Here is a 14,108-nt window from a genome sequence, read left to right as displayed (position 1 = left end):
GTACTGTTAACCTCTTTTTTTAACACGACCAAAAATATTGATAGCTAATGTAACCCATTGAGTATTTTTGTATTGAAACTAATTTTTAGTGCATGCTTTTGACTGAGCTTTTATACTAAGGTTCCCCATTGGGCTCAAGTTGTGACTTGAGTAATAACATACCTCCAACCTTAGCATTGACCATCTATGGCATGGAAATAACCCAGTGACAAAGCAGGATTTTTTAGGGTATTCAGGAAGGAACAACCCATATGCAATATCAAATGTTAAATCAATTTAATCATGTCGTTGCCATAGGTGGAGGCCATGGTTTAGGAAGAGTGCTCTCTTCGCTTGATTTTCTAGGTAAACGCCTTACGGGAATTGTGGCCACCACTGATAATGGAGGATCAACAGGTCGCCTTAGAGCACAACAAAATTGCATTGCATGGGGTGATCTTCGCAACTGCCTTTCTCACCTAGCTAACCGCCCTTCCATTGGCTCTGAACTATTTGAATATCGCTTTCAAGGTGAAACTGAACTGAGTGGCCATAATTTAGGCAACCTTATTTTGCTAGCACTCGATCAGCTTTGTGTTCGACCGCTTGAAGCCGTTAATCTTATTCGTAGCTTATTGAATATTGAAACTCAACTTATCCCTATGTCAGAGCAGCCGACTCATTTAGTCGCAATCCAAGCCTGTGGGAGTAAGGTTTTTGGTGAAACGAATGTAGATAGTATGGCGGATGTACCTATCGCATTGTGTCTTGAACCACAGGTAGATGCGACTTTTGAAGCCTGTCAGGCCGTACTTAATGCGGATTTAATTATCATAGGACCAGGTAGCTTTTTAACCAGTATCATGCCACCGCTACTGTTACCACGTTTCGCTAAAAGTTTAGCCGCAACTAAAGCACAGATAATCTTTATCGATAATTTGTATCCAGAGTTATCTCCTGCGGGTCAATTTAGCCTAGAACAGCGGATCTCTTGGTGCCACCAGGTTATTGGTCGTCCTGTTATAAGCCAAGTGCTACGCCATGGTGATCAAATTCGCTTAGGTTCATTTATTAATGACTTCCCTTTAAAGAATCATCATAACCCCAATCTGCACGATCACGCAGGTCTTCGGGAAGCATTAAGTGCATTGCTAAGTCTAAAATTGGATCTGACAATGCATCCTCTCGCCTCTTAACCCATACTAATGTAGAAGGACAGCATTTGCTGTCCTTCTACTATGTGCTGTCTTGCCGCTTAAATCACTTGAGCGATAGCTTTACAAATCACTGGCATATTTGTTTTCGTCATTCCAGCAACACTGATGCGTCCTGAGCCAACAATATAGACACCAAACTCATCTTTGAGGCGTGCAACTTGTGCTTTATTTAAACCTGAAAAACTAAACATACCACTTTGTCGAGAAATAAAACTAAAGTCTTGCGTCACACCTTCGGCCTTTAAACTATCAACAAACAGCGTGCGCATTTTCGCAATACGTTCACGCATTTCAGTGACTTCTTGTACCCACTGCGCTTTTAAGGATGCATCGCCTAAAATCGTGCTTACAATTAAGGCTCCATGTGCAGGAGGGTTAGAGTAATTTGCACGGATAGTACGTTTCACTTGACTGAAAGCACGTTCAGCCGCATCTGCATTTTCGGCTACCACTGTTACAGCGCCAATACGTTCATTGTACAAACCAAAGTTTTTAGAAAAAGAATTAGCAATAAGCAGTTCAGGTACCTTAGATGCCACTAAACGTAAACCTGCCGCATCTTCTTCTATCCCTACTCCAAAACCTTGATAGGCAAAATCGAACAAGGGAACCAGTTTCTTATCTGCACATAATTGTGCAACTAAGTCCCACTGAGCCAAGGTTAAATCAATCCCCGTCGGATTATGGCAGCAACCATGTAGTAGAATGATATCGCCTGCATTTGCAGCCGAGATATCTGTCATCATGGCATCGAAATCAATATCGTGAGCATTTGCGTTGTAGTAACCGTATTCTCTAACGGTCAAACCCGCCGTTTCGAAAATATTTTGATGATTAGCCCAAGTAGGATTACTGACCCACACGGTACGAGAGGGTGTATTACGCAATAAGAACTCAGCGGCAATACGCAATGCACCAGTACCTCCAGGGGCCTGTGCGGTAACGGCGCGGCCAGAAGCAACTAGCTCACTCGATTCTCCAAACAATAATTCTTGTACAACGCGGTTATAGGCAATAACGCCTTCAATACCTAAATAGTTTTTTGTCTTTTCTTGCTCAAGAAGCAATGCCTCGGCCTTTTTAACAGACGCTAATACGGGGGTCTGTCCTGCTTCATCTTTATAAATGCCAACCCCAAGGTTCACTTTATCTTGGCGAGGATCTGCCTTAAAGGTATCTGTTAAACCAAGGATTGGATCTGCAGGAGCGAGTACTACTTGAGAGAAAATCATGACTATTGTCCTAAATGTTCGCGTGTAGGGAAATTTGGGCTTATTTATACCACTGTCTTAAGGAGGGTAATAGCACCTTAGATAGCATCTTTGAGAAATTGTTGTACTCGATAGTGATTAATGAAAAAAAGTACGATTGGATTCACCATTTCTAATCACTACTGATAAATGACGCTGAAAATCAACTTTATCACGGTTAGCGCACACGACTTATGTGCAGAATCTTTCTGTAATCAAATCTATGCTACAAGCCACCATTTACAGTGGCTGTAGCGACAAGATTAGAGATCTTGAACTTTGAACTCGGCAATCGATTCGCCACGAAACTGTTTTTTCAATTCCGCTTTAGACAATTCGTTAATTTTGCCATTGGCTGAGATTGTAAAATGTTCTGTCTGATCAAGCTTACGAGCTTGATAAAGCATGACCACTTGCAATGTTGATTCACGTTGTGCTTCACTCAATACAGTGCCATCCTCCCACTTGCCTAACTCTGCTGCGCTACGCAATCTTTCATAGACTTCGAGGGGCATTTGGTCAATCACTTGATTTATGTCAGTCATACACTTTTCCGTTTATGTAACACAATTCTTATTCGAGTCACGAGGTAACCTACAAAACCGAATACAAAACAGATACCGGCGATATTTGCACGCATCCCTTCGGCAGGCTCACCTCCCCAAAACCAGATCACAACGCCAGCAATAAACAGTGTCATCGCAATAAAACTCTGGTTCATTAAACTGCTGGATTTTTGAATATGGCTAATCCTCGATAAGGACTCATTGTCTCCATTCGTTTTTGCCTGACAATGTGGACAAGCACTCGATTTACTGGACATACGCTTACGACATACAGGACATTCAATTAATGCCATATCCGCCTCATTTATCTCAATTTATCCACAACAGCCAGCATGGCGATTAACGAGGCTTCACCCAGATAAATGCTACGCTCTGGCGACCAGCCAACAAAAGGATCGGGTAAGTTATTATTGTCTTTAAATGGCATTTCAAGTGTATTGGATAAACATTCAAAGGTTTGTGCTACCCAATTTGATGCCACGGTTAAGTTAGCCTGACCCGGTTCGTCTTTAGCATAACCAAATTGAGTTTGAAAATCAGCACTGGCTAAAGTTAATGCTTGACTAAAATCGGCCTGTAACTGTGCCAATCTGTCGCTATATGTCGGTACGCCTTCACAGCCAGCAAGAAATACATAGGGTAAACCTTCATCACCATGCACATCGTAAAATAAATCGACGCCAATTTGTTTCATCTTATTTACAACATGATAAACCTCAGGACTCTTTTCTAAACTTGGGCTTTGCCACTCGCGATTAAGATTAACACCTACCGCATTGGTACGAAGATGCCCTCTAACACTACCATCGGGGTTCATATTGGGCACAATGTAAAAGTTTGCTTTATCGAGCAGAGATTTTGCTGTTGGGCAGTCATTATCAAGCAAACGGTTAATTAAGCCTTCAACTAGCCATTCAGCCATAGTTTCGCCAGGATGCTGCCTGGCTGTGATCCATATATTACGCTTGGAAGGATGGGCATTACCCACTTTCACAAGCGTGATATCTCGACCATCTAAGGTTAAGCCTAAATGCTCTAAATTAACATCAGGATGCAATTGAGCACTGCTGAGTAAGTCTAAGTGGCGTTCGTAACTGTAAGGTGCAAAATAGGCTAGTTGGATTGCATCACAATCTAACTCAAGTTGAATAGTTAATGTGCCATCTTGATATTGTGTCGGCACACGAAACCAGTGCTGGCGATCATAACTGGCAACAGCTTGATAATTCTCCCAACCTTTTGGATAAGAAGCGGTACCTGCATTAATGATATTTAACGTGTATTGATGACCAACGCTACCTTCAAATCGAAAATTAAACCATTGATAAAACTCGCCACCGGCATCGGGGCGGATCGCAAGTTGAATATCATCTTTATTATCAAGATTGACTACTTGGATATTTCCACCATCAAAATTGGCACTGATCCGCATAATGATTCCTACTCGTTTATTCATGTGAGGGCTATTGATGACACATGCTACACCCATAATTTATGCCCGATAGAATAAACCAAAACCGCGTGAGGTGAAAATGAAAGCCAGTATTTTCAGCTAATGTGAAATCAGTCGGCTTTTTATTAACCGATGACAGCGAGCAGTCAATCCCGCCTTATGTCGGACAAAAGCCTAAACCGTAAAACTGTAACCTTGCCCACGCACGGTATTAATCAAATTACGCGGTAAACTGGTTTTCGCGAGTTTACGTCTTGTATTACTGATATGCATATCCAAGTTACGATCAAAGCGTCCAAGATCTTTTTGTAAAACTGAACGTTGAAGCTCCTGTTTCGTAATCACCTGCCCCTTGCGTTCGAATAAATACTTAAAGAGTCGAAACTCAGTTTGGGTAAGATCGACCCCGCGATTACCAATCGTAATGCGATAGCTAGTTTCATCAAAATTAACCGATTTAACTTGGGAGTGTTCGGTTTTATGCTGCATGATCCGATGTGAATGTAGGCGGCGCTCCAGTGCACCCAGTCTAACGATCAACTCCTTAATACTAAATGGTTTACTTAAAAAGTCATCAGCCCCCAACTCATAACCCATAATGCGATCATCTTCGCTATCTCGGGCTGAAAGCATCATAACAGGCGTTGAACACTCACGGGCTTTTAATACCTCAAATCCATTCATCTGTGGCATCACTAAATCAAGCATGATCACGTCTGCAAAACCAGCACGAATACGATTTAGCCCGTCTAAACCATTAGTAGCACACTCTACTTCATGCCCATGAGCAATAAGGGCATCAGCTAACCAAGTTCTGAACAAGGGATCATCATCGACCAAAAGTATTTTACTCATCCTTAATATCCAAACGAGAATCGATATCATTTATATTACCATAGCTATACAGGTGTCTCTAGTCCTAAAACACGCGTAAAGATAAGTTACAGTTAAAATGTGATCCGAGTAATGATGTCAAGTTCGATAACAAATACTTCGTTCCCTTTCGGCAATAAAAAAGCGCCCTAAGGCGCTTTTTAAAATTAAAGGTTTAAATTTAGAACTTAACTGTTACACCACCATAAATGGTGCGACCGATAGTATCGTAAACTTCTGGAACTGTACCACCATCGCTACCGTTAGAAACAGTAACAGGTTTTTCATCAGTAAAGTTTTTAACGCCTAAACTAACGGTTGTCATATCATTGATATGATATGTACCTGAGATGTTGTGGTAAATAATATCACCTACTTTATTACCTTCTGCGAGGTCACGCATATCACCAATATAACGGTTAAAATACATTACACTCCAATCGTCTTGGCCTGCAGAGATGCTAAAGTTGTTACGAACACGCGCATAAGCACCGAAGTTACCATCGATTGTACCCGTATATTCCTCACCATCTTGCTCAAACTTAACTAGATAAGTGGTGTCATTACTAACTTTCCAGTCTAAACCAATCAATCCAAAGCTGTAAGCTAAATTGAAATCAATACCGCTAGTGTCTTGTGAACCAACATTAGTCAGTGCGTTAGTTAAATTATCTAAATTACCACCTGCACCGATATTGAAAGTTTCACAAGCTGACGCATCACCTGCATGACAAGCATTCAAACCAACTTGAGTATCCATACGTGCAATAGCGTTATCTAACTTAAATCGCCAGTAATCTAATGTAACAGACATACCATCGATGTAGCTCGGTGAATATACTAAACCGGCCGTGTAAGATTCAGACTCTTCAGGTTGCAGATCTGGATCTGATGTGCGATTTACTAAGATTTGAGCATCTTTAATATTGCCCCATGGATCTTTCAAATAATCAAATGAACCAGAGTTACCACCATATAATTCGGCTACACTTGGTGCTCGGAATCCAGTCGCTGCCACAGTACGAACCATCAGGTCATCGGTAGCGGTATAAGTTAAACCAATTTTCCACGTGGTTGCTTTACCGAAAGTAGAGTAATCATCTAAACGCAGTGCAAATTCACCTGTTAATTTCTCAGTAAATGGTACACTGACCTCTTGGAAAATAGAGACAACATTATAGTTGCCATCCGTTGGATCTTGCTGTGCTGCAGTACTTTCACCTGCAACTACAATTGGGTCGGGATTATAAAAACCACTTTCACGGCGATATTCAGCACCGATAGCAAAGCCAACAGCACCTGCTTTTAGATCAAATAACTCACCATTTAATCCCGCTGACAATGTTTGCTGTTCATTGCCGCCATTTGCTTTCTCAGAATAACCGATAGCATTAATAGTTTGTTGTGTTAGTGGTGCACCACTAAACCACGCATCTGGGTTAGCATAGATAGAAGTGGCCATATCTGTAGCGTTGATAGAGTTTTCTACTGCGGTTTCAGCTTTGTTTTTACCATAGGTATAGGTGACATCCCAATTCATACCCGTATGTACATCTAAAGTACCCGCTAAACCACCAGATAAGCGCCAAGTATCGGTATCCTGAGTGTAGATACGAGGGCCGACTTCATTGGTACGACGGCGGTAGTTAACTAAACCTTTATCATTTGCTTTTATACCTGCGGCTGTCATAGCACTGTCTAGTGTTATGCATGGAGCACCAGCTGGAACATTAGCATTACCACAAACATTTAGACCAATATTTGCAGGCTGAGCGGCCATTTGCTGATGGGAACGACGATTTGTATAGATTGCATCTGCAGTTAATACCACATCATTACCCAGCTCTTGGGTCATATTTGCAAATAAGCTGCGACGTTCGCTCGGAGTTTGATAATAGCTGTCTTGTGTATAATCGTATACTTCTTCTTGGTCTACCCAATTACCATTTGCATCTTTAACCATGTAATCCAATGCACCTGTCGGAATACTCCAGCTTTCTCCTGTTGCTGTCCAATCACGATCCGCTTGAATTACATCGCGACGGTCCGAAAACGCCGCACCAAATGTGTAGTTACCACCATCGGTATTAAAGCCGTATAATGCACTAACATCGCCATTGCGACCATCACCTTTATCCGTACCGCTACCATTAAAATCTAATTGGAAGCCTTCAAAGTCTTTCTTGGTGATGATGTTGACTACACCCGCAATTGCATCAGAACCGTAAACCGCTGAAGCACCATCTTTCAGAATTTCAACGCGGGCAATCATAGCTACAGGGATAGAATTCAAATCCACAGAGCTATCCGCTCCAGAACCTGAGTTCACCATACGGCGGCCATTTAATAGTACTAATGTACGTTGTGATCCCATACCGCGTAAATCAACCTGCGCAACACCATCAGCACCATTATTTGTACTTGACCCTACAGCAGCACCTGCCATAGAGGTTTGAACTTGTAGCATTTGGTCCACAGAGGTAAAACCTTCCGCTTTAATCGCTGCAGCATCAATTACGGTCACAGGAGAAGCTGTTTCCATATCTTGACGTTGAATACGTGAACCAGTTACTTCAATACGCTCTACTTTCGCCGTTTCTTCAGCCGCGAATGAGTTTGACGCAACAAATGTACCCGCAGAGATGGAAGTAACGATTGCGACATTAATAGCCGCCGCGACTTTGGTTCTTTTGATCATGTTTGAATGCTCCCTAGATCTTACTATTATTTTTATGCTTACAGCTTGTACAACTATTGCTGTACTACTGTTGCGCTTGATACTGATGATTCACTTTGCTTCAGTCAATGCGCAAAAATTTAACCAAAAAAACATTATTGTTTTTATAAATAATCTTATTTGTTGCGTTATTGTTTCTTTAAAATTATAAATTCATACTTCCTAATTAAAAAAGTTTTTTACGCCAGTTAAATAGTAATAATTAGCAATAAACTCTGTTAATAAAATAACATTTAACATACAATGTAATTATCGATTTATGTGATGTAAATCACACTATTCGTTTGATAACAGATGAAAAACACAACACTGTATATCGATTAATTATCGTCTATTTGTGCATAACTAAAATTTATAAACATAGGAAAGCAAGACAATACAAAGCAAAGACTCTATATAGAGAAGATACATAATGAATAAAATGTAATTTTTATGCACAAGATTTTCACTGCAAACAAATAATTAACAAAGATGCATCAATTTGATTGGCATAAGTGATTTAATCAAATATGGTGTTCTAGAATAGTGCTAACGATTTAATTCTCTTGTGTGTTTTGGCATGAATTCGAATTAGAGCCCACTGCCCATTTTTGCTTATTATTTTATATAGACATGTAAAATACTGTTTTTAGGTTCTGATATTGATACAGATGTAAATATTTGTGGAGTGCCATTAAACTATATGATGTCTTGGGTTGAAATAATGGCGTAAAGCTAAAAACAAGCTGATTTTAATACTCGGATATAATGATGTTTCGAAATGGGATGTTGTTCGCTTTGACAAACTCTAAATGGCGAAACATGGAATGAAGTGTAATATGAAGCGCTTCTATACAAAATTGATATGACGAAAGGCGACCAGCGGTCGCCATTTAAGGGTCATTACTCAGGTTTGATCAACTGAAAATGCTGATACGCACGTGCCGTAGCAATGCGTCCTCTGGGAGTTCTTTGGATAAACCCTTGTTGGATCAAAAAAGGCTCTAGCACATCTTCGATAGTTTCGCGTTCTTCACCTATTGCAGCGGCTAAGTTATCTAAGCCAACAGGCCCACCCATAAACTTATCGATAATGGCTAACATCAACTTTCGATCCATATAGTCGAACCCTTCATTATCGACATCGAGTAGATCCAGCGCATGATCGGCAACAAATTGAGTGATCGCACCATCATGTTTAACCTCGGCATAGTCGCGCACACGGCGAAGTAAGCGATTAGCTATCCTTGGTGTACCACGAGAACGTCGTGCAATCTCAAACGCACCTTCTGTATCAATCTCTAATCCCATCACTTGTGCAGAGCGCGTTACAATCGTGCTTAAATCTTTAATGTTATAAAATTCAAGTCGAAGTGGAATACCAAAGCGAGCACGCAAAGGAGATGTTAATGCCCCTGCTCGAGTGGTTGCACCTACTAAAGTAAATGGCGGTAAATCAAGCTTGATGGAACGCGCTGCAGGCCCCTCACCTATCATGATGTCGAGTTGATAATCTTCCATTGCTGGATACAATATCTCTTCCACTACTGGGCTTAAACGATGAATTTCATCGATAAATAGCACATCACCGGATTCTAAATTCGTGAGTAATGCGGCCAAATCCCCTGCTTTTTCAAGCACAGGACCTGAGGTGGATTTGATATTAACGCCCATTTCATTCGCAACAATCATCGCTAATGTCGTTTTACCTAGCCCTGGAGGACCATAAATCAACATATGATCTAAGGCTTCATTACGATTTTTGGCTGCTTGAATAAAAACCTTAAGCTGAGCGCGAGTGTCATCTTGCCCTGTATATTCATCAAGTAATTTAGGCCGCATTGCCCTATCCACAACATCATCTTGTCCTTGAAGTTGCGGCTGGATGAGTCTATCTGCTTCAATCATTATGGTTCCTTAATCAGAGCATCGACTTAAGTGCAGCTTTAATCAAGGTTTCTGAATCCATGCCCTCTTTGTAAGCAGCAGAAACCGATTTACTCGCTTGTGGTGGTTTGTAACCCAAAGAGATCAAAGCAGAAATGGCATCCTCCTCGGCACTATTCACCGTAGGTGTGGGTGAATAATTGGATTGCAGCACGAACTCACGCTCTGAGCCTGCAGATGCTTCCATCAAGCTCTTGAGCTTATCGCGCATTTCGACAAGTAAACGCTCGGCGGTTTTCTTACCCACTCCCGGTAACTTCACTAAAGTGACGATATCATCGCGCTCAACACAACCAACAAACTCCGATGCCGTCATGCCAGAAAGAATGGTTAAGGCGAGTTTTGGACCAACACCATTGGTCTTGATCAGTAAGCGGAACAATGCCCGCTCCTGCTTAGTGATAAAACCATAAAGGAGTTGAGCATCTTCACGCACAACAAAATGGGTGTATACCACAGTCTCGTGATCGATCTCTGGCAGCTCATAAAAGCTGGTAAGTGGCATCTGTAACTCATAACCGACACCATTAACATCCATCAGTATTTCAGGAGCTTGTTTTTCAACCAGCACACCACGTAAACGACCTATCATCTGTACCGTCCGTATGTTCTTGCCGTTGCTCGGCCACTCAATGCAATTAAACTTTGGCGAGTGTGATAATGACACACAGCAACGCCGAGAGCATCTGCTGCATCCGCTTGAGGTGCGGCAGGTAATTTCAGTAGTTGCTGGATCATATGCTGTATTTGTTCCTTTTTAGCTCGCCCTGTACCGACTACCGCACTTTTTATTTGTGTTGCACTGTACTCGGCTACAGGTAAATTTGCCACAGTCGCCGCAACAATGGCCGCCCCTCTTGCTTGCCCAAGTTTTAGGGCTGAGTCAGCATTCTTGGCCATAAATACGCGTTCGATTGCAAATTCATCTGGTTGATACTGCCGAATAATCTCAGTGATCCCATCAAATATTTGTTTAAGTCTGCCAGAAAGCTCTTCAGATGAAGTGCGAATACAACCACTGCCGAGATAAATCTGATGTCGTCCCTGACATTGGATCACGCCGTAGCCTGTGATCCGAGAACCTGGGTCAACACCTAAAATAATTGCCATTAAATACCTTATATGGGATCTACATTTGCGTCCCTGTTCCTACGTTAGCGTTTGCGATCTGAAATTGGCATCAATTGACGCCCCAATTCAGCTCACAGTCAATCTAGCCTAGGCTTGCCATCACATCATCGGAGATTTCCGCATTATGATACACCTCTTGCACATCATCATGATCTTCAAGGGTGTCGATAAGGCGCATAAATTTTTCAGCGGTTTCTAGATCAAGCTCTGCTTTCGTCGAGGCTATCATAGCGATTTCGGCATTATCCGCCACAAAATGGGCTTTATCGAGCAGCTCTTTCACCGTATAGAAATCAACGGGATCGGTAAACACATCCACCGCGCCATCATCATAGCTAATAATGTCTTCCGCGCCCGCTTCAAGCGCCGCTTCCATCAATGCATCTTCATCGATCCCAGGCGCGTAGGATAACACGCCACGCTTAGTGAATAGATAAGAAACCGAACCATCCGTGCCTAAGTTACCGCCTGATTTACTAAACGCATTACGTACACCACTCACAGTACGATTACGATTGTCCGTCATGGTTTCAACCATCACAGCGGTGCCGCCTGGGCCATAGCCTTCATAGAGAATGGTTTCGAGTTGCTGACCTTCTAACTCACCGGCGCCGCGTTTAATCGCGCGCTCAACCGTATCTCGGGTCATATTGCCACCGAGGGCTTTATCGATGGCGATTCGTAAGCGTGGATTAGAATCGGGATCTGAACCGCCTTCACGGGCAGCTACGGTTAATTCGCGAATAAATTTAGTAAAGAGTTTACCGCGTTTAGCATCTTGCGCTGCTTTACGGTGCTTAATGTTGGCCCATTTACTGTGACCTGCCATGGGAAGTCTCCTCTTGTGATACCTAAGTAATCTCAAGATGCTGCATTCATCATTTAAGGTTACTTGGTATATATTGTTGCACAGCTTACCAATCATCTAAGGTGTTATGGGGCTGAAAAAGCTAAGGATGAACTTATTGATAAGCAATAAAATGATTTACCACTAAAAATAGACCGAGGCTAATGCCTCGGTGTTTGATACAACGCATAAAATGACCACAGAAAGTCGTTTTACAAAAATTAGCCTTCTGTTTTAACAGCTTTCTCAACAACGGCAATGCCAAGTTCAGCTAACTGCTGCGGATTGGCAAAACCTGGTGCGTTAGTCAGCGGACAAGCGGCAGTGGTGGTTTTCGGGAACGCCATTACATCACGGATTGAGCTTGCGCCCGTCATCAGCATAATGATGCGGTCTAAACCAAAGGCTAAACCTGCATGTGGTGGCGTACCGTAACGCAGCGCTTCTAACAGGAAGCCGAACTTCTCTTTAGCTTCATCGTCGGTAATACCCAGAATACGGAATACCGCAGACTGCATTTCTTGGTTGTGAATACGCACTGAACCACCGCCTAATTCGCAGCCGTTCAATACCATATCATAGGCATCGGAAACGCGATTAGCTGGATTGGCTTCAAGTTCTGCCGCCGTTACACCGCGCGGTGCGGTAAACGGATGGTGAACTGCATGGAAGCTACCGTTGATTTTCTCAAACATCGGGAAGTCAACCACCCACAATGGGCGCCATTCGCCTTGCAATAAGCTGAAATCTTCACCGGCTTTAAGACGCAGTGCGCCCATCGATTCGGCAACCACAGTCGCCTGATCTGCACCAAATAAGATAATGTCGCCAGTTTGCGCGCCTGTGCGGCTAATGATTTCATTCACTATGCTTTCGTTTAAGAACTTAAGCACGGGTGATTGAATGCCCTCTAAGCCAAGGCTTAGGTCATTAATCTTCATCCACGCTAAGCCTTTAGCACCATAAATGCCAACAAACTTAGTATAATCATCGATTTGCTTACGAGACAGTGCTGCGCCGCCTGGAATACGCAGTGCAGCAACACGGCCTTCTTCATCGTTCGCAGGACCAGAGAATACCGCAAATTCCACTTCTTTAAGTAAATCAGCAATGTCCACCAGCTCTAATGGATTACGTAAATCTGGCTTATCTGAACCGAAACGACGCATGGCTTCGTTGTAGGTCATTCGTGGAAATTCGCCGAGATCGACATTGAGCATTTCAAGGAACAGGCCGCGCATCATTTCTTCGGTCTTCGCCATCACTTGCTCGGACGTCATAAATGAGGTTTCGATATCGATTTGGGTGAATTCTGGTTGACGGTCAGCACGTAAATCTTCATCGCGGAAGCATTTTACAATTTGATAGTAACGGTCAAAACCTGACATCATCAGCAGCTGTTTAAACAGCTGTGGCGATTGTGGCAGCGCGAAGAATTGGCCTTTATAAGTACGGCTCGGCACTAAATAATCGCGGGCACCTTCTGGCGTAGCCTTGGTTAGGATCGGGGTTTCTATATCTAAAAAACCGTTTGAGTCGAGGAAACGACGCACTGCACTGGTGACCTTAGCGCGGAACATTAAACGCTGCGCCATCTCTGGGCGACGTAAATCTAAGTAACGATACTTAAGACGTTGCTCTTCGCTGTTGTTCTGATAGTTATCTAGGCTCAGTGGCAACGGATCGGCAGCGTTGATAATCGTCAATGCTTTACCTAATACTTCAATTTCTCCCGTCTTCATTTGACCATTAACTTGGCTATCTGGACGAGCGCGAACCACACCTTTTACCTGAACACAGAACTCGGCACGCAGTGTGCTGGCCACAGCAAACACCTCAGGCAAGTCTGGATCATAAACCACTTGGACGAGACCTTCTCTGTCTCTTAAATCTAAAAAGACAACGCCACCCAAATCACGGCTACGATTAACCCAACCTACCAAGGTAACTTCTTGTCCAACGTGAGACTTATTGACGTCTCCACAATAATGACTGCGCATCTAACTCTATCCTTTATCCGGAAACCGGTGCTTTGGAAATAATCAAAACGAGATAAAAGCGGCATTATAGTCAAATAATACCGATTACCAAAGTACTTCACTCTTAGGCGGTGAAGTATCAAACAGTTT

Annotated in this window: 12 protein-coding genes; 1 reads left to right on the top strand and 11 read right to left on the bottom strand. The window is 42.6% G+C overall.

What is annotated here, in order from left to right:
• The first annotated feature begins 251 nt into the window (after positions 1-251).
• Positions 252-1,175: a uridine diphosphate-N-acetylglucosamine-binding protein YvcK gene (gene yvcK / locus JEZ96_RS09615; protein WP_025007658.1), complete on the top strand. Its 924-nt coding sequence runs from the start codon at positions 252-254 to the stop codon at positions 1,173-1,175.
• A 59-nt stretch (positions 1,176-1,234) separates the two neighbouring features.
• On the opposite strand, the gene JEZ96_RS09610 is transcribed toward yvcK, so the two are convergent.
• The 11 genes from JEZ96_RS09610 to aspS all read right to left on the bottom strand — a co-directional run bounded on the left by JEZ96_RS09610 (position 1,235) and on the right by aspS (position 13,979).
• On the bottom strand, positions 1,235-2,428 hold the full coding sequence (locus JEZ96_RS09610) for an amino acid aminotransferase (RefSeq protein ID WP_011789361.1): 1,194 nt from the start codon (positions 2,426-2,428) through the stop codon (positions 1,235-1,237).
• Between the two features lie 281 nt (positions 2,429-2,709).
• Positions 2,710-2,991 (bottom strand): YeaC family protein, encoded by a 282-nt coding sequence (locus JEZ96_RS09605; RefSeq protein ID WP_011789362.1) that lies wholly within the window; start codon positions 2,989-2,991, stop codon positions 2,710-2,712.
• Positions 2,988-3,305 (bottom strand): hypothetical protein, encoded by a 318-nt coding sequence (locus tag JEZ96_RS09600; protein ID WP_014610592.1) that lies wholly within the window; start codon positions 3,303-3,305, stop codon positions 2,988-2,990. Before JEZ96_RS09600 ends, JEZ96_RS09605 begins: the two co-directional genes overlap by 4 nt.
• Before the next feature lie 11 nt (positions 3,306-3,316).
• Positions 3,317-4,444 carry a M14 family metallopeptidase gene (locus JEZ96_RS09595; RefSeq protein ID WP_011789364.1) on the bottom strand — a complete coding sequence of 376 codons (1,128 nt, stop codon included), beginning with the start codon at positions 4,442-4,444 and terminating at the stop codon, positions 3,317-3,319.
• 195 nt (positions 4,445-4,639) lie between these two features.
• Positions 4,640-5,320 carry a response regulator transcription factor gene (locus JEZ96_RS09590; RefSeq protein WP_025007657.1) on the bottom strand — a complete coding sequence of 227 codons (681 nt, stop codon included), beginning with the start codon at positions 5,318-5,320 and terminating at the stop codon, positions 4,640-4,642.
• Positions 5,321-5,519: 199 nt separating this feature from the next.
• Positions 5,520-8,036 (bottom strand): TonB-dependent receptor plug domain-containing protein, encoded by a 2,517-nt coding sequence (locus tag JEZ96_RS09585; protein WP_011919286.1) that lies wholly within the window; start codon positions 8,034-8,036, stop codon positions 5,520-5,522.
• Between the two features lie 921 nt (positions 8,037-8,957).
• Positions 8,958-9,962, bottom strand: coding sequence for a Holliday junction branch migration DNA helicase RuvB (ruvB, locus tag JEZ96_RS09580; protein ID WP_011919285.1), 1,005 nt, complete (start codon positions 9,960-9,962; stop codon positions 8,958-8,960).
• A 13-nt stretch (positions 9,963-9,975) separates the two neighbouring features.
• The gene (ruvA, locus tag JEZ96_RS09575) at positions 9,976-10,593 is read right to left on the bottom strand and encodes a Holliday junction branch migration protein RuvA (RefSeq protein WP_011789369.1); all 618 of its coding nucleotides are present in this window, start codon (positions 10,591-10,593) and stop codon (positions 9,976-9,978) included.
• Complete coding sequence (gene ruvC / locus JEZ96_RS09570; RefSeq protein ID WP_011789370.1) at positions 10,590-11,111, bottom strand: crossover junction endodeoxyribonuclease RuvC; 522 nt, start codon at positions 11,109-11,111, stop codon at positions 10,590-10,592. The genes ruvA and ruvC overlap by 4 nt, the downstream gene beginning before the upstream one ends.
• A 103-nt stretch (positions 11,112-11,214) precedes the next feature.
• Positions 11,215-11,961: a YebC/PmpR family DNA-binding transcriptional regulator gene (locus tag JEZ96_RS09565; protein ID WP_011919284.1), complete on the bottom strand. Its 747-nt coding sequence runs from the start codon at positions 11,959-11,961 to the stop codon at positions 11,215-11,217.
• Positions 11,962-12,200: 239 nt separating this feature from the next.
• Complete coding sequence (aspS, locus tag JEZ96_RS09560; RefSeq protein ID WP_025007655.1) at positions 12,201-13,979, bottom strand: aspartate--tRNA ligase; 1,779 nt, start codon at positions 13,977-13,979, stop codon at positions 12,201-12,203.
• Positions 13,980-14,108: the final 129 nt, after the last annotated feature.

The organism is Shewanella putrefaciens (assembly GCF_016406325.1).
Taxonomy (GTDB): domain Bacteria; phylum Pseudomonadota; class Gammaproteobacteria; order Enterobacterales; family Shewanellaceae; genus Shewanella; species Shewanella putrefaciens.
The sequence above is the reverse complement of the archived record's forward strand: the minus strand, read 5'-3'. Positions and strand labels throughout refer to the sequence as shown.